Genomic DNA, 23,518 nt, shown 5'->3' with positions numbered 1-23,518 from the left:
TTATATTTTTACAAACTAAATTATAATCTTAAAATGAAAAAAAATATCTTCTCTTATTTGATTTTTATTATTTCATTTTCAACTTTTTCACAAACTAACGCTGTAACTGATTATGGAGATCGTGTTGTTTTGTATGATGATGGGACTTGGAAATATATAGATGGTAAGGATATTGAAATTAAAGAAATTCCAATAAACCCTAACCCATTTAAAAAAGATGAAACCTCTACTTTTCTATTAAAAAGCTCAATATTTAATGTTGGTATATGGTTGGATACTAAAGAGTGGAAATTTAACAAAGCTAATAATAATGATGATGCAGAGTATGAATTACAACTTAAAAATCAAGATTTATATGGCACTGTCATTACCGAAAGACTAGAGATTCCATTAGAATCATTAAGAAATATTGCACTCTCAAACGCTCAAGATGTTGCACCAGACAGTAAAATTGATCATGAAGAATATCGAACCGTAAATGGTATAAAAGTTTTGATGCTAGAAATGAACGGAACTATTTCAGGTATCAAATTTGGCTATAAAGGTTATTATTATTCTAATCCAACTGGTACTATTCAAATCATTATTTATACATCCCAAGGTTTGATGGCTACTTATGATAAAAACATAGAAAAATTATTAAATGGGTTTGTTGAAATGAATTAAAGATTACTCACCTAAATATGAAGATAATATCAATGATACCTGCACGCTATAGTGCTAGTCGCTTTCCTGGAAAACTGATGCAAGACCTTGGAGGTAAGACCGTTATAATAAGAACTTACGAAGCAACTGTTGCAACAAATTTATTTGATGATGTTTTTGTTGTTACTGATAGTCAAATTATTTTTGATGAAGTAGTTAATAAAGGTGGTAAAGCAATCATGAGTAAAAAAGAGCATGATTGTGGAAGTGATAGAATAGCAGAAGCTGTTGAAGATTTAGATATTGATATTGTTATTAACGTTCAAGGTGATGAGCCTTTTACGGATAGTGAATCATTAAGAAAATTAATTGAGGCTTTTAAAAATGACACAAATAAAGAAGTAGATTTAGCATCTTTAATGGTGCATATTACCGACCAAGAAGAAATTAACAATCCTAATACTGTAAAAGTTGTAATTGATCAATCTAACTTTGCATTATATTTCTCCCGTAGTCCAATTCCATATCCGAGAGATCAAAATATTAATATAAAATATTACAAACACAAAGGCGTTTATGCTTTTAGAAAACAAGCTATTTTAGACTTTTATAAACTGCCAATGTCTCCTTTAGAATCTTGCGAAAAATTAGAGCAGTTAAGGTATTTAGAATATGGCAAACGTATAAAAATGGTTGAAACAGATGTTCAAGGTGTAGAAATTGATACTCCTGAAGATTTGGAACGTGCAAAAAAATTATGGAAATAGATTATAAGCATATAAAAGTTATTGGTTTTGATGCCGATGATACGCTTTGGGTAAACGAAACTTACTTTCGAGATGCTGAAATTGAGTTTGGTAAATTATTATCAGATTATGAAACAATTAATAAAATAGATCAAGAGCTTTACAAGAAAGAGATTGATAATCTTGATTTATATGGATATGGTGTAAAAGCGTTTACTTTATCAATGGTTGAAGCCGCTTTAGAAATATCAAACTATAACGTGTCGTCTAAAATTATTGAAGGTGTTTTACATATTGGTAAAAATATGCTAGATAAACCTGTAGAATTACTCGATGGTGTTGAATGTGTTTTAAAAAGTTTATCACAAAATTACCGACTTATATTAGCAACCAAAGGTGATTTATTAGACCAAGAACGAAAATTAGAAAAATCAGGATTAACTAAGTATTTTCATCACATTGAAGTGTTGAGTGATAAAAAGGAAGCCAATTACTCAAAATTATTAAACCATCTGGATATTAAGCCTTCAGAGTTTTTGATGATAGGAAATTCATTAAAATCTGATGTTTTACCTTTAGTGAATATAAAAGCAAATGCCATTCATATACCTTTTCATACAACTTGGGCTCATGAGCAAGTAACTGAAAAAGAAACTAATGGAAAAAATTATAGGACCATAAATAGATTAACAGATATTTTAAATCTATTACCTTAAAATAATAGTATTTTTAACTTTTTTAAAATAGTAAATATTAAATGAAATTCAAGAACTTTCCAATGGTACCAAGAGTTATTTTTGGTCGAGGTAGTTTTAATCAATTAAATGAAGTTTTAGCACCAAAACGCTTAAGTGTTAGTGCGCCTTTTATTTTTTTAATTGATGATGTATTTAAAAATAATGTATGGTTAACTTCTAGAATCCAACTTTCATATAACGATAGAATTATTTTTATATCTTCCAAAGAAGAACCAAAAACACAACAAGTTGATGCGCTAGTTGAAGATATCATATTAACTTCCAAAGAAAATCCTTCTGGGATAATTGGCATAGGAGGTGGGACGCTTTTAGATTTGGCCAAGGCAGTATCTATAATGCTAACAAATACTGGTAGCGCTAAAGATTACCAAGGTTGGGATTTAGTGAAAAACCCGTCCATTTATCATGTTGGCATTCCTACCATATCTGGTACGGGTTCAGAAGTTTCTAGAACCACAGTACTAACTGGTCCAGAAAAAAAGCTTGGTATAAATTCAGATTACACACCTTTTGATCAGGTTATTTTAGACTCAGAACTCACTAAAGACGTCCCAATAGATCAATGGTTTTATACTGGTATGGATTGTTATATTCATTGTGTAGAGTCATTATCAGGAACTTATTTAAACGCTTTTAGCGAAAGTTATGGAAACATGGCTTTGGGTTTATGCAAAGAAATCTTCTTAGATAACACACTATCTGATAAAGAATCTCAGGAAAAACTCATGATGGCTTCGTGGCATGGAGGTATGAGTATAGTTTATTCGCAAGTAGGTGTGGCTCATGCTATGAGTTATGGTTTGTCCTATTTACTTGGAACAAAACATGGCATAGGAAACTGTATTGTTTTTGATCACTTAGAAGAATTTTATCCTGAAGGTGTTAAATTTTTCAAACAAATGAAAGCAAAACATCATATAGAATTACCTAAAAATATTTGCTCAGATTTAAGTGATTCAGAACTAGATATTATGATTAAAATTGCTTTAAGTTTAGAGCCACTTTGGGAAAATGCTTTAGGTAAAAACTGGAAAAAAATAATAACTCCTGCCAAGTTAAAGCATTTATACCAAAAAATGTAGCATGCAAAAAATATCTAGATTTATATACTTTAAACTTTTAGGCTGGAAAATAGTAGGGAATAAAGATTTTTCTAAAACCGCTATAAAAAAAGCAGTAATAATAGCTGCGCCTCATACCAGTTGGCACGATTTCTATATTGGTGTTCTTCTTAGATCTGTAATTGGTTTAAAATCCAATTTTATTGGGAAAAAAGAGTTATTTGTATTTCCTATGGGATGGTTTTTTAGAAAACTAGGAGGTTTGCCAATAGATAGATCATCTAACAAAAATACTGTTATAGAAATTTCCAAGTTGTTTGATGGAAAAGATGAATTAAGAATTACTTTATCACCAGAAGGAACTAGAAAAAAAGTTGATAAATGGCGAACCGGTTTCTACTATATTGCTAAGCGAGCAAATGTTCCTATCATTATGATAACTTTTGACTTTAAGAATAAACAAAATAGGATATCAGAACCTTTTTTTACTACTGATAATATGGAAGATGATTTTAAAATTTTACATAAATTTTTTAAAGGCGTTGAAGGTAAAATTCCAGAATATTCTTAATTTTATTTATTTAGGAGTGAAAATTAAAAGAGAGATAACAAAAAAGCTACTTTTTTATAAAGCAGCTTTTTTGTAAGATGAAATTACTTACTATTTAATCTCTTTTAAAGCATTGTCAATTAACGTTCTTAAATGTTGCTTATGCGCTTTAGAGGAAATATTACCAGAGGTAGCAGCCATATTTCTTATAGTATTTAAATTATATAAAGCCATAGACTTAGCGTTATGTGTAAACCTATCACTTTGCTTTCCTGTAAGCATCTCAATAAGCGTATTTGTGTACTCCAATTGTAAATTTTGTCTAAATGAATTCACATTGCCATAAATATCAGCTTTAAAAATAGCATTATTCAAATCGTTCATAAAAGTAGATAAATCATACTGATTGCCATATAATTCAGAGTCTGTAATTCTTTGTAAGGTATTATAATGTAATAGATGACTCAATACATTTGTCTGATATGCTAGTATTTGACTATGAATTTTAGGATCTTCGGGTGTTCTAAAATTATACCCTCTACGTTGCATAGCTAAGTAATTATATAAATCGTTTGGAGCATTAAAGGCATCAGGAGAGAAAACATACTTACCTAGTGCAAACATCGCTCTTTTTTGATCAGCTAAACTTACTGGAGTGTAAGGTTGTGTTCCGCCTTCTTGTCCAGCCATTGAACGATCTACATAAACACCACCAATATATCTTGAAATCACATTAGCAGCTCCTGCTTTTTGAGAACTTAGTAAATAATAAACACGACGTAATTCTTGATACGATTCGTTATCCTTAACAAATTTCTGTTTTGCCGTTTTCATTAAATCATTTGATAACTCAATACGATCAATAGAATAAGTAATAGCATCACTAGATTGATCATTAGTCATCACTCTTGGGTCAATTGCCTTTCCAGGAGAACGCATATCATCAGCATCATTTCCAAAAATATGTTCAGGCTTTGTTGATTCGCTTAATAAAGTATTACGCTCATCTTCATTTTTAAAAGGAGTATAACCAAACTGGATTGCCCAAATATCATAAGGACCAACTGCAACATCGTCATACTGACCTTGTTTACTTCTGTCTCTAGTGATATTTAAAGTAGCATAATCCATTACAGATGCTGTTAAACATTTTCCTTGAATAAAATCAGCATCAGCTAATTGCTCTGGCGAATATAATTGGCTTGCTTTCATGTTATGATTTAAACCTAATGTATGTCCAACTTCATGCATTATTAAAGCAGTCATAGATTCTTTTTTTACACGTTCCATTTCTAAATCTGAAACACCAGTTGCAGATGCTACAGCACTAGCAAACATAAGATCTTGGTGTAACTCATGACCTAAAGAACAATAAGCAACATCATTTTTGTTATATGTTGAAGCTTCAAATGGTTTTTGTAGAGTTGCCAAATCATATACTTTATCATACAATACTCTATTTGTAAAATGCACATATTCAAGCATTATATCTGCACCTAATATTTGTCCTGTTCTGGGGTTAACAAAACTTGGTCCGTAACCACCAAAAGGAGGTTGAGGAGATGAAGTCCATCTTAAAACATTGTATCTAATATCACCCGCATCCCAATCGGCATCATCAGGCTGTACTTTCACAACCATGGCGTTTTTAAAACCAGCTTTTTCAAAAGCAACATTCCATTGTAAAACAGCATTTTTAATAGTTTCTCTCCATTCTAATGGTGTAGAATTCTCTATCCACCAAGTAATTGGTTCTAAAGGTTCAGAAATAGCAGCTGCTGGATTTTTTTTCTTCAAATGCCATCTATGAACTAAATCACGATAAGGTGTTGAACTTGTGGAAGTTTGGTCGTTAACTTGTTCTAAAAAATATCCAACTCTAGGGTCATCTAATCTAATTTCATAATCATTTTCTGGCATGGCAATAAGACTATGATAAACTTTTAAACTAACGTTACGTCCATCAGATACTGCTTCAGAACCACCATTTAAAACGGAAGGTGTAGAATATACATATTCTACAGCAATATCAGTATTAGCTTCATAATTATTTATTGAATTTACTTTAGTTTTATCTTTACTTAAACCACCCAATTTAAATGACATTGGTGATTCTCCAGGGAACCCCGGACTTTTGATTTGTGTAAATGTTTCTTGTAAAAATAAATTATCAACTTTTAATAAATACAATCCATTTTTTTTATCGTGAGCTTCAATTTTTAAACTTGCCATATTTCCATCCGTAACATTGGCAGATTTAGATTTTGATAACGGGCTTTCAGGATCAAAATAAAAAGAAGCGTTTTGTGTTATAAACTCAATTTTATCAAAATATTTTCCAATTTTAAAAACTTTTGATCCACCATAAGCACCTCTAAAAGCACCAGCATCCATAACACCGTCAGCTATTTGACTAAAATGAATAAATTCTTTCCCTAATTGATCTTCTTTAATAATCATTTGTAAAGAACCGTTTACAGTATCTTGATAAATTTTAAATAATCCATCAATTTCTTTGCTAGATTTTATGAGTTCTTCAATAGTTTTTTCTTTATCCTTTTTTGGCGGAGGTGGAGTAACTTCAGTTTGATCTTTTTTTCTTTTCTTTTTAGTGGTTTGAGCTTCTAAATTATTGGCTCCCAATAAAAAAAACGTTGCCAATATAAAACTAGCAAATCTAATTGTGTTTTTTTTAAACGTCATAATTTCTTTTTGATTTTTAAGGAATTACCCTAGTTAATTGAATAGTCTTTTGTAAAAATAAAAATAAACTAGTGATGATTTATCACAAGAAAAAGTTAAAATTATTACTTCTAAACCATAGAATCGAAGCGTTATATTTATATTCTGTACCTTTATAAATTATGATAAAAGACACTAAAATAGCCGTATTAATAGACGGCGATAATATTCCATCAAAGTATATTTCTGAAATGATGGAAGAAATAACAAAATACGGAACACCAACTATTAAAAGAATATATGGTGATTGGACAAAACCTCACTTATCCAAATGGAAACATATTTTACTCGAAAATGCCATAACACCAATACAACAATATGGTTACACTACTGGTAAAAATGCTACTGATTCTGCTATGATTATTGATGCAATGGATATTCTATATTCTGAGAAAGTAAATGGTTTTTGTTTAGTATCCTCTGATAGCGACTTTACTAAATTAGCAACGCGTTTACGTGAGGCTGGTATGGTTGTTTACGGAATGGGAGAGAAGAAAACACCTAATCCTTTTATAGTAGCTTGTGATAAATTTATTTATTTAGAAATTCTTGCAAATGATGATGATTTAGAAAAAGATGAAAAAGGAAAAAAACCTAAAAAGGAAAATCTCTATAATATTACTCCTAAAGTAATTAAACTGCTTCAAAATTCTGTTGATGATGCTGCCGATGATGATGGCTGGGCTTTTTTAGGTGATGTTGGTTCTTTAATAATAAAGAAACAACCAAATTTTGATTCTCGTAATTTTGGTTTTCAAAAATTAACACCTCTTTTTAAATCGCTTCCTCAATTTTTAATGGAACAACGCGATCAACCTAATGCTAGGTTCAAGTTAATCTATGTAAAGAATAAAGATTAATTATATCATAAAAAAAGAGCTTTATAGCTCTTTTTTTATTCTTCCGATTCTTCCATTGTATGATAAACGTTTTGCACATCGTCATCGTCGTCAAGTTTTTCTAAAAGCTTTTCAACATCTAAAATTTGTTCAGTTGTTAGTTTTTTAGTTACTTGAGGTATACGCTCAAAACCTGATGATAAAATCTCTATATGTCTAGCTTCTAATTCTGATTGAATGGCTCCAAAACTTTCAAAAGGAGCGTAAATCAATATGCCATCTTCATCAGCAAAAACTTCTTCAGCACCGTAATCAATAAATTCTAGCTCTAATTCTTCTGGGTCTAAACCTTCAGCATTTATTCTAAAATTACAAGTATGATCAAACATAAAAACAACAGATCCTGAGGTTCCTAAACTACCATCACATTTATTAAAATAGCTTCGTACATTGGCCACTGTTCTGGTATTATTATCTGTTGCAGTTTCTACTAAAACAGCTATTCCGTGAGAAGCATATCCTTCAAAAATAACTTCTTTATAATCGCCTTGCCCTTTTTCACTTGCTTTTTTTATGGCGCGCTCTACGTTATCTTTTGGCATATTTACAGCCTTAGCATTCTGTATTACAGCTCTTAAGCGTGAGTTACTATCAGGATCTGGACCACCTTCTTTAACGGCCATTACAATGTCCTTGCCAATTCGAGTAAAAGCTTTACTCATGGCAGACCATCGTTTCATTTTTCTTGCTTTTCTAAATTCAAAAGCTCTTCCCATAATTCTATTATTTAATATGTTTTTTTAAGAAAATTCTATGATTTTAAAAAAAACAAAGTTAACAACCTATCTTAAAATTACAAATTATTCTTCATCTGGTTCAACTATGTTTTCTATAGCTTCAGCAAGTTTAAAATCTTTATCTGTAACACCATTAGTATCATGAGTTGATAGCGATATAGTTAATACATTATATACATTAGACCAATTTGGATGATGATTTAAAGCTTCACACTCAAAAGCTATTCTACTCATTGCGCTAAAACAATCTTTAAAGTTGTCAAACTCAAATTCAGCATGAAGCGCATTGTCATAATATTCCCAATCTGGAAAATTTAAAAGTTTTTTTTCTATGTCTTGTTCAGATAATTTGCTCATATTTTACATGTTAATTTTTTACAATTTAGGTAATTTAAAGTTTTAAAATCAATTATATTTTTAGTTCAGTTAAAATCTCTTGACTTAATAAATTTAGATTTTTAGGTAACAGATTGTATTTTGGCAAAACGGCTAAATATCTATCATCATTTGTGGTATAAACTTGTTTGTATAAAGCCTTGGATTCTAAGTTCAATGTTTTAATAATATCCTTAATAAAATCATCATGATGCACTAAATCACTACTTCCTAAATGATAAATACCCGATTTGTTTCTATTTATAATGTAATGAATTTGTTGTGTAATTTTACTATCAGTAGTAGCATTCATTATTAAATTAGGAAAAATTTCTATTGGTATGTTTTCTTTTATATTTTGAATAATTTCTGATATTCTTGGTGATTGAGAACCAAAAACCATTGGTAATCTTAAAATTACAACTTGTTTTTTAGGTAAGCGCAATAATATATTTTCAATTTTTATTTTAAAATGCCCGTAAACACTATTGCTATAAGTTTTATCTTGCTCGTAACTTGGATATTTACTGTAAGCGTCAAACACATTTGCAGATGACAAATAAAGAAGTTTGGTGTTGTTTATAAGAATATATTCAGATAAATGTTGATGTAATAAGACTTGCTTAGAAAAATCGCCTCGAAGTGCAGAAATTATAATTGAAGGTTTTACTATGTTTAGTATTTCAAAAATATCATCTTCTTCAAAATTATACTGAAAAAAATGTTTGTTCTTTTCTAATTGTCTGTTGTTAATATTATAAGTTCCAAAAGTTTTAAAATAGGAGCATAGCTCTTTATAAATGTTACCTCCTAAAAAGCCACTGGCACCTAAAATTAAAATACTATGCTTAATTTCCTTATTCATTATTAAAAAAATAGCATCAATATTTAAAAATAGAGCACATTAATGATAAACGTTAATTCATTAAATAAAATTATCACTATTAATATTTGTTAATAAAGAAATTAAACTTAATGCCCCCAATATCTTTAGACTTTATGACTTCGTTATAAATGGATTCTATAATTACTTTAAAATCAGGCATATATGTTTTTGTAAAAAGGTAGTTTTACAACAGTAGCAGGAATTGCATTTTTCCTAATCTGGATATTTATTTTGCTACCTATTTCAGAAAAACTAGTTGGTACATAACCCATTCCGATACCTTTTCCAAGAGAGGGACTCATAGTTCCTGAAGTTACTATGCCAATTTTTTGTCCGTTATCATCAACAATATCATAATCATGACGCGGAACACCTCTTTCATCAAGTTCAAAGGCGATAAGTTTACGTTTTGGACCTTGGTCTTTTTCAGCTTTTAAGGCTTCAGAATTATTGAATTTTTTAGTGAATTTTGTAATCCATCCTAAACCAGCTTCAATTGGTGAAGTAGTATCATCAATATCATTTCCATATAGACAATAACCCATTTCTAATCGCAAAGTATCACGCGCAGCTAAACCAATTGGTTTAATACCAAAGTTAGATCCAGCTTCAAAAACTTTATCCCAAATCTGTTTTACTTCGTTGTTTTTGCAATAAATTTCAAAACCACCACTTCCTGTATATCCTGTAGCCGATATAATGACATTCTCGATACCAGCGAAATCGCCAACTACAAAATTGTAAAAGTTTATGGATGATAAATCATGACTCGTTAAACTTTGCATAGCCTCGATAGCTTTTGGGCCTTGAATAGCAAGTAAAGAATAATCATCACTCAAGTTACGCATCGTAGCACCAACATCATTTTTAGATGTTATCCAATTCCAATCTTTATCAATATTACTCGCATTAACAACTAGTAAATATATATCTTCTTTTATTCGATAAACAATTAAATCGTCTACAATTCCTCCATCATCATTAGGTAAGCAACTATATTGCGCCTTTCCAATAGTAAGTTTAGAAGCATCATTACTTGTTACTTTTTGTATCAAATCTAAAGCAAACTCACCTTCAATTAAAAATTCACCCATATGGGACACATCAAATACACCAACACTATCTCTAACAGTTTCGTGTTCTATATTAACACCTTCATATTGTACAGGCATATTAAAACCTGCAAAAGGCACTATTTTAGCTCCAAGCGCTTCGTGAGTTTGATATAAGGCTGTATTTTTCATCAATTTTTACTTTAATTTTTTATTTCGCAAATGTATTGAAATTTTATAGATATCGCTTTCGGCGAAAGTTTAAAACGTATGTTAAATTTAAGATATAATTCTGCAAAATTATTTCAAAAACTGAAATGTTTCATAATGATAATGATAATGAGAAGACAATTCGTGTGTGGTTTTTAATAATATTTTCATAAAAGTTATTAAATCTTAATTTTCGGTTTATAGCTATCTTATGAATTTAAACTAATTGTTTATCCTCAATGTTTTGCTAAATTTATTGATGATTAAAAGTTTCAAGAATATCATTTAAATCACTAGTTCTCATCAAGATTCTTAAGGTATAAATTAATATTTAAATTTTTTCTATTCCTCTCCAACATGGTTTTTATAGAACTTCCAAACTTCTCTAGCTACATTTCTTCCTAATTCTAATCCAGCTACATTATCAGCTTGAATATGATAACCTCCTAATACTCTTGATATTCCTGCCATTTCAGCAGCTTCTGTGAAAGTTGAAAATTTTAAAGTTATGGTATCTCCTAAATTATCTGGTTCTGTCATAGCTCCAGCAACTAATTCGGCTTCAGCTCCAAATTCATCACTTCCTGTCCAAATTTTTAAAGCTTCACCGCAACCACCACTAATAGTACTATGCCCAGAAACATAGCTAGGAAATGGTGGACATAAAAAAGTTTCTGGAGAATAAGGTCTCCATTTTCCTCCATCTATCTCAATAATTCCTTTTCCTTCACCTCCCCAAGCTTTAATCTTTTGATTATCATAATATTGATGAACCAAAGCATATGGTCTTGCATAATCATAAAACATTTTTGAATCCCACGAAGCAATAAAAGCATCCATGGCTACAACCTGATTGTAAAAATACATTTTCACATCTTCATCTATCGTGTGGTGATCTCGAATAGAAATTTCTTGAGCAAATTTTAACCAATGACCTGCTTGTTGAACTGATTGAGGGCCATCTCTCATAAATTCTACCAAGGCTTTTTCATAATCTGTAAGATTTGCTTGCATTTCTATCACTTCTTGAACTTCTTTTTCTAGTTGTTCAGAACCAATCATTGGGGGAGGTCCTGGTCGAAATTGATCACCAGATTTTAATGCGATAGGTTTAACCTTATCCCAAAAAGGTGTTAAACAACCTGGAGCAAATTCGCCACCTTTGCCATCTGCAAAGTATTTAGGTTGCCATCGATTAGGGTCTACATTCTTATCTGCGGAATTCACAGGTTCGTATCCAACATAATTAAAATAGGGTTCGTTGTTAGAAACATCTTCTTCACCATATTGATTTGATCCATCTCCTTTTCTAGATTGTATGGTAGCTTTTGCAGCTAAATTACCAATACCTTCAGGTGTATTTGGATCTAATGATTCGTTATTAGGATCTAAACCTAACTCCAACATGAAATTTGCAAACAATTCTCGATCTGAGTAATAGTACTCACTCATTGCTCTAAAAGCAGCAAAACTTATAGCTATTTCTTTGTTTTTAAGCGTTTGTTCTTCTATAGGTCTTTTATCAACTCCTTCAAGATAAACTGGTATGGCTTTACTATCATAAAATGACCAAGCATCAAAAATGGAAACAAATATTAATCCTAAATATCTAGAGGTAATGGTTGGTCTTGGAGCAAACTTTTCGGTATCATTCGCTGTGGCAGTTAATGCCATTTTACCCCATTTGTAAGCAATATTATCAATTCCTCTAGGATCAAAATTTTCAATTGTTTTTTGCTTTTCAGTGTTTTTTTGAAATTGCTTACAATTAAAAGCTACAATTATTAGTGTAAAAAGTAAAAATATTTTTTTCATTTTATATTGTTTTAATTTTTTGAAAGGAAAAATAATTTAAATTAAATCTTTATAATTTATTGCTCCACAATTTCTGAAATTTTTATGGGAAAACTAGTAGATTATGGTTTGAATTTTAATAATGAATTTAAAAACATTTAAACCTAAGCACTTTCTAATACAATAAAAGGGCAATAGTTTAAAAAGTATAGAGGTTTAAAAGGCCATAGTTTACCAATAAGATTGAGTTAAATAAATACTAAATGCGAGTTATGTATATTAGCGATAACAAAAAATATAAGCTAAAAGAATTTGAAAAACCTCTAAAAATCGAATCCAATCTATAAAATTCATATAACTAATTTTAAAAAGTTAATAGCATTTGGTGGTTTGGGTTGGCATGTGTTATTGAAATTTTAAAATCATGTTTTCCTATAATTTTAAAACCTATTTTTTTATAAAAATTGATTGCTTTATGATTTTCTACCCAAACATATAACCACATTCCTGATTGATTATGCTTTTTAGACGTATTTAAATTAAAATTAAATAATTTAAAACCTAACTTGTTACCATGAAAACCTTCAATTAAATATAAACGTTCTAATTTAGTAACGTTTTTAAAAGGAATATTGGAATGTTCAAAATCAAAAATAATTTTAGAATAACCAACAGCTTCCTTATTAAAGTAAATAATATTAAAAATATTATTTGAGTCTTCTAACTCCTCTTTGAATTTTTTCTCTGTAAAATTTTTATTTACATAAGTTTTTATATCATTTTCTGGAGCACTTCTACCATGGGCTTCAACAAATGATTTTTTACCAATAAAAGTAAGCAAAGCTGCGTCTTTTAAAGTTGCTTTAATAATGGATATCATAAAAAGAAATGTAACAAAAAGATAGTTTGAAAATTTATGACAAAAGAAACGATTTTAGTTCATCATAAGTTTCAATTAACATTGAAACTTTCTCTTTTCCCATAACAGCTTGTATTTGAGTAGGGAGTGGTTGCTTTTCTTTAATAACATCTTCTACAACATCTAAAAATTTGGTAGGGTGCGCTGTTTCTAAAAACACACAATGTGCTTCTGGATGGTCTTTTAAATACACTTTACAACCTAAATAACCAACTGCACCATGCGGATCTGCTACATATTTAAAATCGTTATAAATTTCAAATAAAGCATCTCTTGTTTCTGCATCATTAAAACTATAAGATGTTAAATTATTTTTTAAATTTTCGAAGTTGTTTTTGTAAATCTCTTCAATTCTGATAAAATTACTTGGAGCACCAACGTCCATAGCATTACTTATAGTTTGAACAGACTTTTTGGGCTCATATAATTGTGATATTAAATATCGAGTTACCACATTATTGTCATTATTAGATGCTATAAAATGGTTTATAGGTAAACCTAATTGTTGAGCCATCATACCTGCACAGATATTGCCAAAATTTCCGCTAGGTACAGAAAAAACGATGTCATTAAATTGTTTATGCAATTGCTTGTAAGCAAAAATGAAATAGAATAATTGAGGCAACCACCGTGCAACGTTTATTGAATTAGCAGAGGTTAATTGCATTTTGCTCGTTAACGCATCATCTAAAAATGCGGTTTTAACCATCGCTTGGCAATCATCAAACGTACCATTTACTTCTAAAGCTGTAATGTTTTTTCCAAGAGTAGTTAATTGTTTTTCTTGAATATCGCTTACTTTTCCGCTAGGGTACAATATCACTACATTAACGCCTTTTACATCTAAAAAACCATTGGCAACCGCACCTCCAGTGTCGCCAGAGGTAGCAACTAAAACGGTTACTTCGTTGGTGTTGTCTTTGTTGAAATAACCTAGACAACGTGCCATAAAACGGGCACCTACATCTTTAAATGCCATAGTAGGACCATGAAATAATTCTAATGTGGATATATTATGATTCAATTTAACTACAGGAAAATCAAACGATAAAGTTTCTTCAACAATTGTTTTTAAAATAGAATCTGGAATTTCTGGAGAAACAAATTGTTTGATGGTTTCAAAAGCTATTTCAGAATTGGATAAGTTGTCTATATTGTTCCAAAATGATTTAGGTAGAGGTGTTATTGATTCAGGAAAATATAATCCCTTATCTGGTGCTAATCCTTTTATTACCGCATCCTTAAAATTGGTGTTTGCTGCTTTATGGTTTAATGAATAATAGTTCATATATTTTATTTTGCCACGAATTCACGAATATTTTTGTATTCTATTAATTTTAACCGTATGCTTCAACTGTAAACGGTTTACTTAATTATATTATTTTTATACCTTCTTTATTAATTTTTGACACATGAATATCAAATTTTATTCCTGTTTCAGAATACACCTTTTCAACAGCATCTTTCACATTTTTTGCAACTTTTAAACCTTTACATAATGAAAATATTGAAGGTCCAGAACCAGAGATTCCAGCTCCTAAAGCACCCGCATTTAGCATCGTACTTTTAACAGCATCAAAATGAGGAATTAGCTTACTTCTATAGGGTTCTACTACATGATCGTGTAACGATCTTTCTATTAAGTTGTAATTATTTGTATGTAAAGCATGTACTAAACTTCCAAAATTTGCCCATTGTATTATGGCATCATTTAAAGGGATTTCTTTTGGTAAAATAGCTCGCGCTTCAGATGTTTTTATTTCTATTTGTGGATGAATAATTGTTGCATATAAATCTTGAGGCGTTGGAATTTCTAATATTTCTAATGGTGCTATTGTTTTTACTAATGTAAAACCTCCAAAAATAGCAGGAGCCAAGTTATCTGCATGTTCGCATTTACTAGCTAAAGCTTCACCTTTAATAGCAAACTCGGTTAATTGTGTTTTATTAAATGGGTTTCCTAAAAGCTCATTCATACCAAAAACACTACCAACAGCACTTGCAGCACTACTGCCAATACCACTTCCTGGTTTAATATTTTTATAAATTTCTATTTCAAAACCAAAATCAACATCAATAGCATCATACATAGCCAATGCAGAAACGCCAGCAACATTCAATTCGGTTTCGTATGGTAAATCAAAACCAACAATTTTGGTAATATGAATCCCTTTTTTATCAGTTTTTCTAATCACCATCTCGTCTCCAACACTATCTAAACAAAACCCTAAAACATCAAAGCCACAGGATACATTTGCAACAGTTGCAGGAGAAAATATTTTTATTTCATTCATGTTTTAATCATTTCCTATTCTTATAATATCAGCAAATAGCCCAGAAGCAGTCACATCAGCACCAGCACCAGCACCTTTAATAATCATGGGTTGTTCTGGATACCGTTGTGTGTAAAACATTACGATATTATCTTTTCCTTCTAAATTATAAAATGGATGTCCTTGCGGAATTTCTTCTAGGCCAACACTAGCTTGTCCATTATTAAATTGTGCAACATATTTTAGTTGGCAATTTTTTGCTTTCGCGGAAGTATATAATTTTTGATAATGCGATTCATCTGAAATTAATGTTTTGTAAAAATCATCAACAGAATCACTTTTTAATCCAGAATCTGACAAAAATGATGTATTATGAATATTATCTAAATTCATTTCAACACCGCTTTCTCTGGCTAAAATTAATATTTTTCTAGCTACATCTACACCGCTTAAATCAATTCTTGGGTCTGGTTCTGTGTAACCCTCAGCAGCAGCTTGTTTTACTACATCATAAAACTTAGTAGTGTCATTAAAATTATTAAACACAAAGTTTAAACTACCGGATAAAACAGCTTGAATAGACGTAATTTTATCACCTGAAGCAATTAAATTACTTAAGGTGTCTATAATAGGTAAACCTGCACCAACATTAGTTTCAAATAAAAATGGCGCATTATATTTTAACGATAAACGCTTTAACAATTTGTAATTATCTAGATCGCTAGAACACGCAATTTTATTACAAGCAACCACACCAATACTTTGTCTTAAATAATTAGCATATAAATTAGCAACCTCGGCATTAGCCGTAACATCAACAAAAATACTATTGCGTAAATTTAAAGCTTTTGTGTTTTCGAAAAAGTCTTCTAAAGTTGCTTTTTCACCTTTAGCTAATTGATCTTTCCAAGAATTTAAATCGATGCCTTCTTCATTAAAAATCATAGTTCTGGAATTTGATAACCCAGCAACACGAAGATTAATTTTTAAGTTTTCTTTTAAATACTTTCGTTGTTGTTTAATTTGCTCGACTAAACGCTCTCCAACATTACCAACTCCAGTAATAAATACATTGAGTTGTTTCGTTTTAGATTCAAAAAATTGTTCATGAAGTGTATTGAGAGCTTTTTTAACATCTTTTTCTAAAATAACTGCTGAGATATTTTTTTCTGAAGCACCTTGCGCTATCGCTCTAATATTTATATTGTTTTTGCCTAAAGTGCTAAACATTTTACCACTAATACCTTGATGATTTTTCATATTATCACCTACTAGTGCAATAATAGAAAGGCCATTTTCAACAATAATTGGGTCTATTTTATGTACTGCAATTTCGTTTTCAAAAGTGGTATCAATAGCTAATTTAGCTTTTTCAGCATCTTGATCATCAATTCCTAAACAAATAGAATGTTCTGAAGAGGCTTGCGTTATTAAAATAACATTGATTTTTTCCTGTGATAAAGTTTCAAATAATCGTTTAGAAAACCCTGGAATACCAACCATACCGCTTCCCTGCAAGGTTAAAAGCGAAATGTTTGAAATATTACTAATACCCTTTACAGGGTTAATAGAATTTGTTTCATCATTTGAAATGATTGTACCAACAGATTCTGGTTCTAATGTATTTTTAATATGTATAGGAATATTTAAATTTAACACAGGTTGTACCGTTGGTGGATATAAAACTTTAGCACCAAAATGCGATAGTTCCATCGCTTCTTGATACGATATTTTATCAATAGGGTAGGCTTGTTTAACCAATTTCGGGTTGGTAGTAAACATACCACTAACATCTGTCCAAATTTCTAATTGCTCCACTTTTAAGGCTGCGGCCACAATTGCCGCTGTAAAATCGGAGCCACCGCGACCTAAAGTGGTTTGTTCTCCTGTAGTAGATTTGGATACAAAACCTGGTAAAATTGTTATTTTTTCAGAGGTTGTCTTAAAATAATCTTGAATATTTTTATTGGTAATACTATAATTAACTTCTGCTTTGCTAAAGTTAGAATTTGTAATAATAAGTTCTTGAGTGTTTTTTCGATTTGCAAATAAGCCTCGATTTTTCACAGTTTCTGCTATGATGAAAGAAGATAAAATCTCACCAAAACTTACTAATTTATCTGATGTTTTTGGTGATAATTCATTAATCAAATAAATACCATCTAATAAGTTTTTTAATTCATTTAATTTTTCACCAACAAAACCGATAATGTTATTAGCATCATTAGAATTTAGTTCGTTAATGATATTTAAATGAATATCTTTAATAATATCGAACGATTCAGAATATGCCTTCTGTTTATTTTTAGCTTGATTTCCAGCTAAAAGTAATTTATCTGTAATACCACCAACCGCAGAAACAACGCAAATCAATGAATCTATCTTAGAATAATCTTCTAAAATTTTAATAACAGTATTTATGTTTTTTGAAGAACCCACAGAAGTCCCACCAAACTTTAAAACCTTCATGTTTTAATATATTGATAATTAAAAGAAATAATTGAAAAAATGTAATTTTTAAAATTACAAAAGTAGCCTGAAGAATATATAATTAATAACCCCAAAGGGTTGTAGTATTTATAGTAGTACCAAAAATAGAAGTAATTAACTTTAATAAAAAAGTAATGATTAGAGACATATTTTGGTTTAAATGATTCATTTTGTCAATAAATATACAATTCAAAAGTATTACTTTTAACCTAATAAAAAAACTAAATATTTTTTTTTGACGTATTCTTATATTGAAGTAAATTTCTTTTAAGATATCTAATGAATACATTCAAGAATTGAAAAATCAATAATTAAACAAATGAAAATTTTTTCAAAAGAACAAATTTATGAAGGCGACAAGTTAACTTCAGAACGTCAAAAAATAACTTCTACTGATTTAATGGAACGTGCAGGCACCCAAATTTTTAATTGGATGCATCTACGTATTCAAGGTGCTCAAGTACCCATATATGTTTTTTGTGGTATTGGTAATAATGGGGGCGATGGTTTGGTATTAGCAAGACATTTAATTTTAGATGGCTATAATGTAAATACTTATATCGTTAATTGTGGTGATAAACGCTCAAAAGATTTTTTAATTAATTATGATCGGATTAAGAATGTTACAAAAAAATGGCCTACGCTATTAAAATGTAAAGATGATTTTCCTGAAATAAAACAGGATGATATTATTGTAGATGCTGTTTTTGGTATTGGTTTAAATAGACCAGTTGTTGATTGGGTTAAAGACTTATTTATTCATTTTAAAACATCAAAGGCTTTTACTTTATCTATCGATATTCCATCTGGATTGTATACAGACAAAAACTTAGAAGATAAAGACGCTGCCGTTTATGCGAGTTATACCTTAAGTTTTGCATCTCCAAAATTGATTTTCTTTTTACCTGAAACAGCGAAATATACCTTGCAGTGGGAAGTTTTGGATATTAGTTTAGATAAAGATTATTTATATGCCACACAAACAGAAATAGAATTGATAGGAAAACACGAAGTACTTCCTAATTATATTCCTCGAGAAAAATTTTCTCATAAAAGGCAATTTGGGCACAGTTTGATAATTGGTGGCAGTTATGGGAAAATTGGAGCAGTTACACTATCAAGTAAAGCGGCTTTATTTTCTGGTGCTGGTTTAGTTACTGCATATATTCCTAGTTGTGGTTATCATGCTTTACAAGCATCATTTCCTGAAGCCATGGTGATTACTGATGAAAATGAAGAGCACATTACGTTCATAAAATTTGATATTGAGCCAGCGGTTATTGCTTTTGGGATGGGAGCAGGGACAGATATTAAAACTATTGACGCATTTGAAGATTTTTTGAAAACCAATAAAAAACCTTTGATAGTTGATGCGGATGGCATAAATATTTTATCAAAAAATAACGGATTATTAAAATTATTACCAGAACAATGCGTTTTAACGCCACACCCAAAAGAATTAGAACGTTTGATAGGTGTATGGAAAAATGATTTTGATAAACTTAAAAAAGCAAAAACATTTTCCAAAAAACATAATCTAGTTTTAATAATTAAAGGCGCTAACACCATCACTGTTTTTGAAGATAAATTATATGTAAATACTACCGGTAATCCAGGTTTGTCAACTGCAGGAAGCGGAGATGTTTTAACTGGTATTATCACTGGATTAATTTCTCAAGGTTATAATCATTTAGTTGCGAGTATTTTTGGTGTTTATTTGCATGGTAAAGCTGCTGATATAGCTGTAGAAGATTTTGGATATCAAAGTTTAATCGCAACACATGTTATTGAATATATAGGTAAAGCTTATTTAGATTTGTTTAAACAACAAGAAGAACCTATAGAAGAAGGTGCTTCCGAAAACGCATAAAAAAAGCCGCTGTTAGGCGGCTTTTTAATTTATACTAGTTCTTGTTTAATTATTAATAATAATTTTATGAGTAGTTTTTTTGTTTCCTTGTTTAATTTCTAATAAATATACACCATTTATAACATCATTCACTTCAATTGATTTTGTTAAACTAGTTGCGTTAACCTCGTATTTATAATTTTTTATAATTCTACCTCTAATATCATATAAGCTAATTGATACATCATTGTTAGAAATTAAATTTTCCAATTGAACATTAATATTTTCGTTAGTTGGATTAGGCCAAATATTAACATTATAGGTGTTTAATTCTTTTAATGAAAGCGCATTATCCATAGAAACAATCTGATTAGCTAGCCATCCATTTGCAGCGTTCTTAATATCTACTTTAAATGAGTCGTTATAAGCTGCTGTTTGAATATTTTTGTAAGATATTTTTGCAGTATTTATATCATCTTGGGTAAATGAATCACCAACATTAAGAGGTACAGCATTTTTCTCAAGTGTACCTATATTAGGTAATTCTACAATAGTATAGATTTGTTGAGTTGCAGTTTCAGAATCAGATGTTGCCTCGATATCCGAAGATGAAAATGTATAAGTAGCATTTAGAGGAGCATTAAAACCGTTATTAACCAAAGTTGGAATTGAAGCTATATCATCCACAGTACAAACATTTATACTAAAAGCAATTATATCTCCACCGTCACCGTTATTAGGGTCACTAATTCTAAGAGTCCAAACTCCATCAGCTGCTAAACCACTATAAGCAGAAAGACTTTCAATAGGTAAAATGGTTCCAGAAATACTTGGAACATTTATATCATCACAAAATAATGGGGAACCTAGATCTGAATAAGTAACATTAAAATTATCACCATCTCCAGGATTCGTACTACTACCACCTGTATCAGTTGTACATGAACTATCAAATAAAAGGACCTGAGTATTTCCAATGGAATTAGGGCCTTCAAGGGTAATATTAATATCATTAACCCAAGTGTGATTGATTTCAAAACTAGTTTCAATTGAATTTATAATTGATCCTCCAGTTGATACAGTAACCGGCACGGAAGCTAAATCACCAGCAGTGGTAAGTATATTTGCATCACTAAAATCGGATGCACTATAAACATTTCCACAGTTTAAAGCACCGACTTGGAAACTATAAATTTGAGAAAAATCACCATTACTACAATTGTTATCTGGTCGAACTCTCCAATAATAAACAGTTTCACTGTTTAATCCTGTAAGTTCAAAGTCTAGATCTGTTTCTGTACTTGAAAAATCAATAGAAGAAAAAGAGGGGTTAGTAGACACTTGAACTAAATAACTTTCAGCATTGGTGTTTTCAGACCATGATAAAGTTAGAGAATTTGGCATTCCGGTAGCTCCATTATTTGGAGAACTTAATGCTTGAGGGTAATTTGTGAAATCAGGTTTTAATACTCTTAGTTTAATTTTTTTACTTTTAGTTTCACTACCGTCATTACCAATCACGCTTATCTCATATGTATCTGCGAGAACATTTGTTAAATTACTAAAAGTCACATCAAATGATCCGTTAGCATTTAATGAATTAGGACTTATATTTGTTGATGCACCTGCAGGAACATTTAATAATGAAAAGTTTGTGGCTGCACCACCAGTTTCAAGATAATCAAAGGTATAAGAAGCATTACTTGGAGTGCAAATAGTTTGCTCTGATGTAGCTGTATTAAAATTAAAATTAGAAGTAACACCCGTAACAATTAATGAAAAATCTTGAGAACCGCCTACTAAACTTCCTTTGTGTGTTACAGTGATTGTATATGTACCAGCAGCACCAGAAATATCTACTCGCTCGTATGGGTCAACAAAATTATCTCCTTGAGCATTTGTATCTACACCTGTTAATTTCCAAGGTGTGTAAGTATTTGATGTTTGTGTTACTCTGATATCTAAATCGTTTACTAAAGCAGGCGTATCATCATTAAAATATATTATTCCATCGTTTACAGCACCAGTTGGATTTAATTGCCCCCCTCTATCAGTCCATGATATAGAAGCTAACAAAGGATTAGTGCCATCAGAAACAACATCAATTGAAAAAGACTCTCCTTCTACTAATGTTTCCTCAGAAACTAAAGATGAAAATCCATTATCAGTTATAGTTTCAGCTGCAAGTTTAGTATTTAATAAACCCCAACCAGTGTTTGCATCTGGTCCTAAGCCATTAACATCATCAGCAGTATGTAAAGCTAAACCCTTTAAGGTTGCAGCTTTCATAAATGACCCATTAATATTATTATGATGTTGTTGTAATAGCAACAATGAACCGCATACATTAGGTGCAGACATAGATGTACCTGAGAAAGTTGCATATTCATGAATTGTAAAACGTCCTGTTGAAACAACGGTTGAAGAATAAACTCCAGTTCCGTTCCCCATAATGTCCGGCTTAATTCTTAAATCGTCAGTTGGCCCTTCTGAACTACTTAGATTTCTTAGGACACTATTAAGAGTTCCATCAGGATTTATTGTAGCATCTTGTCCATTTGCAATAATTAAGCTATTCTTTGAAGTTTTTTCTGATGATAATTTATCATAATCAGAATTGCCACCTAAAGGATTGGAATTTGAAGTATTATCATTTCCAGAATTACCAGCGGAACCAACGTATAGATAATAAGGAGCATTGAACATGATGTCATCTAAATTTTTAGAATCTTGAGTGTAAGCACCCATTATCCAACTAAGATCATCTTTAAGGCTTTCCGCGGGAATACCATATGAATGATTTGATAATAAAAGTCCATTTGTTGCAGCATTAGTTATTTCTGCTAATCTATTAGTAGTATCATAAACCACAGCACTAGCTTGAGGAGCCATTCCTTTTGCTAAAGGATCTAAACCAGATGCTACTATGGTTCCAGTAACATGTCCAGCATGAGGTTCTATTGCTGTTGTGCCATCGCCAATTGAAACTCTATCAGTTCCTCCAACACCATCAAATTCGTTATGATTTACTGGAGCAACTCCTCCAACTTCCCAAATGTGTACATTCATGTTTTGCCCTTCTAAATCTAGACCTAAACCACCTCCATTGTGTAAATAGTTTGTTCTTGTAGATATTGCTGCATCAACATTATCAGAGCTTATATAAATAGGCTTACCATTAATTACCGTTTTTATTTGATAAACAGTAGTTCCTTCCGAATAAATAATAGGCCAATTGTTTTGATTAGCTAAGCGAACTGCATCAGAATATTCTTGATTAAAAGAGTTTTTTAAAGACCTTTCCAATTCAAATAATTTACTTTTATTGTAATTTTTAGTAGTCTTTTTGATTTCATTAGGTGTTTGAGAAAATCCGAATGAAAAAATAAATGTGAATAAAAAAACACATAATTTAATTTTAAAGTAGTTTTTTAACATTGCAATTTTTTTTAAATTTTTCTTGAAAAATACTAAAATTTAATAAAAATTAATAATAAACTGGTAAATTATTAATTAATTAAGTTTTGAAAAA

18 protein-coding genes are annotated in these 23,518 nt (G+C 30.5%); 7 read left to right on the top strand and 11 right to left on the bottom strand.

Annotated features, from left to right (window positions below):
- Positions 1–33 precede the first annotated feature (33 nt).
- The 5 genes from AC1XJX_RS09875 to AC1XJX_RS09855 are packed head-to-tail and all read left to right on the top strand — an operon-like array spanning position 34 to position 3,781.
- Positions 34–666, top strand: a complete 633-nt coding sequence (locus AC1XJX_RS09875) for a hypothetical protein (protein ID WP_482003815.1) — start codon at positions 34–36, stop codon at positions 664–666.
- A gap of 17 nt (positions 667–683) precedes the next feature.
- A complete protein-coding gene (gene kdsB / locus AC1XJX_RS09870; protein WP_482003814.1) occupies positions 684–1,412 on the top strand; it encodes a 3-deoxy-manno-octulosonate cytidylyltransferase in 729 nt (242 codons plus the stop codon).
- Positions 1,403–2,107 (top strand): HAD family hydrolase, encoded by a 705-nt coding sequence (locus AC1XJX_RS09865; protein WP_482003813.1) that lies wholly within the window; start codon positions 1,403–1,405, stop codon positions 2,105–2,107. Before kdsB ends, AC1XJX_RS09865 begins: the two co-directional genes overlap by 10 nt.
- A 41-nt stretch (positions 2,108–2,148) precedes the next feature.
- Positions 2,149–3,231: an iron-containing alcohol dehydrogenase family protein gene (locus tag AC1XJX_RS09860; RefSeq protein ID WP_482003812.1), complete on the top strand. Its 1,083-nt coding sequence runs from the start codon at positions 2,149–2,151 to the stop codon at positions 3,229–3,231.
- A 1-nt stretch (position 3,232) separates the two neighbouring features.
- The gene (locus AC1XJX_RS09855; protein WP_482003811.1) at positions 3,233–3,781 is read left to right on the top strand and encodes a 1-acyl-sn-glycerol-3-phosphate acyltransferase; all 549 of its coding nucleotides are present in this window, start codon (positions 3,233–3,235) and stop codon (positions 3,779–3,781) included.
- A gap of 90 nt (positions 3,782–3,871) precedes the next feature.
- On the opposite strand, the gene AC1XJX_RS09850 is transcribed toward AC1XJX_RS09855, so the two are convergent.
- On the bottom strand, positions 3,872–6,463 hold the full coding sequence (locus tag AC1XJX_RS09850) for a zinc-dependent metalloprotease (RefSeq protein WP_482003810.1): 2,592 nt from the start codon (positions 6,461–6,463) through the stop codon (positions 3,872–3,874).
- Positions 6,464–6,624: 161 nt separating this feature from the next.
- Here AC1XJX_RS09850 and AC1XJX_RS09845 point away from each other — a divergent pair, with 161 nt between their 5' ends.
- Positions 6,625–7,362 (top strand): NYN domain-containing protein, encoded by a 738-nt coding sequence (locus AC1XJX_RS09845; protein WP_482003809.1) that lies wholly within the window; start codon positions 6,625–6,627, stop codon positions 7,360–7,362.
- Between the two features lie 35 nt (positions 7,363–7,397).
- Here AC1XJX_RS09845 and AC1XJX_RS09840 read toward each other — a convergent pair whose 3' ends face one another.
- The 9 genes from AC1XJX_RS09840 to thrA form a co-directional block, all read right to left on the bottom strand.
- Entirely contained in the window at positions 7,398–8,117 is a 720-nt protein-coding gene (locus AC1XJX_RS09840) for a YebC/PmpR family DNA-binding transcriptional regulator (RefSeq protein ID WP_482003808.1), read from the bottom strand.
- 84 nt (positions 8,118–8,201) lie between these two features.
- Positions 8,202–8,495 carry a 4a-hydroxytetrahydrobiopterin dehydratase gene (locus AC1XJX_RS09835; RefSeq protein WP_482003807.1) on the bottom strand — a complete coding sequence of 98 codons (294 nt, stop codon included), beginning with the start codon at positions 8,493–8,495 and terminating at the stop codon, positions 8,202–8,204.
- A 52-nt stretch (positions 8,496–8,547) separates the two neighbouring features.
- Entirely contained in the window at positions 8,548–9,378 is an 831-nt protein-coding gene (locus AC1XJX_RS09830; protein ID WP_482003806.1) for a sugar nucleotide-binding protein, read from the bottom strand.
- 173 nt (positions 9,379–9,551) lie between these two features.
- Positions 9,552–10,643: a glycine cleavage system aminomethyltransferase GcvT gene (gcvT, locus tag AC1XJX_RS09825; protein ID WP_482003805.1), complete on the bottom strand. Its 1,092-nt coding sequence runs from the start codon at positions 10,641–10,643 to the stop codon at positions 9,552–9,554.
- A 360-nt stretch (positions 10,644–11,003) separates the two neighbouring features.
- A complete protein-coding gene (locus tag AC1XJX_RS09820; RefSeq protein WP_482003804.1) occupies positions 11,004–12,476 on the bottom strand; it encodes a vanadium-dependent haloperoxidase in 1,473 nt (490 codons plus the stop codon).
- A 343-nt stretch (positions 12,477–12,819) separates the two neighbouring features.
- On the bottom strand, positions 12,820–13,335 hold the full coding sequence (locus AC1XJX_RS09815) for a GNAT family N-acetyltransferase (protein WP_482003803.1): 516 nt from the start codon (positions 13,333–13,335) through the stop codon (positions 12,820–12,822).
- Positions 13,336–13,369: 34 nt separating this feature from the next.
- Complete coding sequence (thrC, locus tag AC1XJX_RS09810; RefSeq protein WP_482003802.1) at positions 13,370–14,662, bottom strand: threonine synthase; 1,293 nt, start codon at positions 14,660–14,662, stop codon at positions 13,370–13,372.
- 85 nt (positions 14,663–14,747) lie between these two features.
- Positions 14,748–15,668 carry a homoserine kinase gene (locus AC1XJX_RS09805; RefSeq protein WP_482003801.1) on the bottom strand — a complete coding sequence of 307 codons (921 nt, stop codon included), beginning with the start codon at positions 15,666–15,668 and terminating at the stop codon, positions 14,748–14,750.
- Between the two features lie 3 nt (positions 15,669–15,671).
- Positions 15,672–18,116, bottom strand: a complete 2,445-nt coding sequence (gene thrA, locus AC1XJX_RS09800) for a bifunctional aspartate kinase/homoserine dehydrogenase I (RefSeq protein ID WP_482003800.1) — start codon at positions 18,114–18,116, stop codon at positions 15,672–15,674.
- 340 nt (positions 18,117–18,456) lie between these two features.
- On the opposite strand from thrA, the gene AC1XJX_RS09795 reads away from it, so the two are divergent.
- Positions 18,457–20,007, top strand: a complete 1,551-nt coding sequence (locus tag AC1XJX_RS09795; protein WP_482003799.1) for an NAD(P)H-hydrate dehydratase — start codon at positions 18,457–18,459, stop codon at positions 20,005–20,007.
- A gap of 45 nt (positions 20,008–20,052) precedes the next feature.
- Here AC1XJX_RS09795 and AC1XJX_RS09790 read toward each other — a convergent pair whose 3' ends face one another.
- Positions 20,053–23,424, bottom strand: a complete 3,372-nt coding sequence (locus AC1XJX_RS09790; RefSeq protein ID WP_482003798.1) for a S8 family serine peptidase — start codon at positions 23,422–23,424, stop codon at positions 20,053–20,055.
- Between the last annotated feature and the right edge of the window lie 94 nt (positions 23,425–23,518).

The sequence above is a fragment of the Flaviramulus sp. genome, from assembly GCF_982512915.1.
Note: the sequence above shows the minus strand (reverse complement) of the source record. Positions and strands in the feature narration are given on the sequence as shown.

Excerpts from the sequence above, each read along its gene's own strand:
- kdsB (WP_482003814.1), top strand. The coding sequence starts at position 684 with ATGAAGATAATATCAATGATACCTGCACGCTATAGTGCTAGTCGCTTT.
- AC1XJX_RS09815 (WP_482003803.1), bottom strand. The coding sequence starts at position 13,335 with ATGATATCCATTATTAAAGCAACTTTAAAAGACGCAGCTTTGCTTACT.
- gcvT (WP_482003805.1), bottom strand. The coding sequence starts at position 10,643 with ATGAAAAATACAGCCTTATATCAAACTCACGAAGCGCTTGGAGCTAAA.
- AC1XJX_RS09855 (WP_482003811.1), top strand. The coding sequence starts at position 3,233 with ATGCAAAAAATATCTAGATTTATATACTTTAAACTTTTAGGCTGGAAA.
- thrC (WP_482003802.1), bottom strand. The coding sequence starts at position 14,662 with ATGAACTATTATTCATTAAACCATAAAGCAGCAAACACCAATTTTAAG.
- AC1XJX_RS09875 (WP_482003815.1), top strand. The coding sequence starts at position 34 with ATGAAAAAAAATATCTTCTCTTATTTGATTTTTATTATTTCATTTTCA.
- AC1XJX_RS09850 (WP_482003810.1), bottom strand. The coding sequence starts at position 6,463 with ATGACGTTTAAAAAAAACACAATTAGATTTGCTAGTTTTATATTGGCA.
- AC1XJX_RS09805 (WP_482003801.1), bottom strand. The coding sequence starts at position 15,668 with ATGAATGAAATAAAAATATTTTCTCCTGCAACTGTTGCAAATGTATCC.
- AC1XJX_RS09840 (WP_482003808.1), bottom strand. The coding sequence starts at position 8,117 with ATGGGAAGAGCTTTTGAATTTAGAAAAGCAAGAAAAATGAAACGATGG.
- AC1XJX_RS09790 (WP_482003798.1), bottom strand. The coding sequence starts at position 23,424 with ATGTTAAAAAACTACTTTAAAATTAAATTATGTGTTTTTTTATTCACA.
- thrA (WP_482003800.1), bottom strand. The coding sequence starts at position 18,116 with ATGAAGGTTTTAAAGTTTGGTGGGACTTCTGTGGGTTCTTCAAAAAAC.
- AC1XJX_RS09820 (WP_482003804.1), bottom strand. The coding sequence starts at position 12,476 with ATGAAAAAAATATTTTTACTTTTTACACTAATAATTGTAGCTTTTAAT.
- AC1XJX_RS09865 (WP_482003813.1), top strand. The coding sequence starts at position 1,403 with ATGGAAATAGATTATAAGCATATAAAAGTTATTGGTTTTGATGCCGAT.
- AC1XJX_RS09830 (WP_482003806.1), bottom strand. The coding sequence starts at position 9,378 with ATGAATAAGGAAATTAAGCATAGTATTTTAATTTTAGGTGCCAGTGGC.
- AC1XJX_RS09835 (WP_482003807.1), bottom strand. The coding sequence starts at position 8,495 with ATGAGCAAATTATCTGAACAAGACATAGAAAAAAAACTTTTAAATTTT.
- AC1XJX_RS09795 (WP_482003799.1), top strand. The coding sequence starts at position 18,457 with ATGAAAATTTTTTCAAAAGAACAAATTTATGAAGGCGACAAGTTAACT.
- AC1XJX_RS09860 (WP_482003812.1), top strand. The coding sequence starts at position 2,149 with ATGAAATTCAAGAACTTTCCAATGGTACCAAGAGTTATTTTTGGTCGA.
- AC1XJX_RS09845 (WP_482003809.1), top strand. The coding sequence starts at position 6,625 with ATGATAAAAGACACTAAAATAGCCGTATTAATAGACGGCGATAATATT.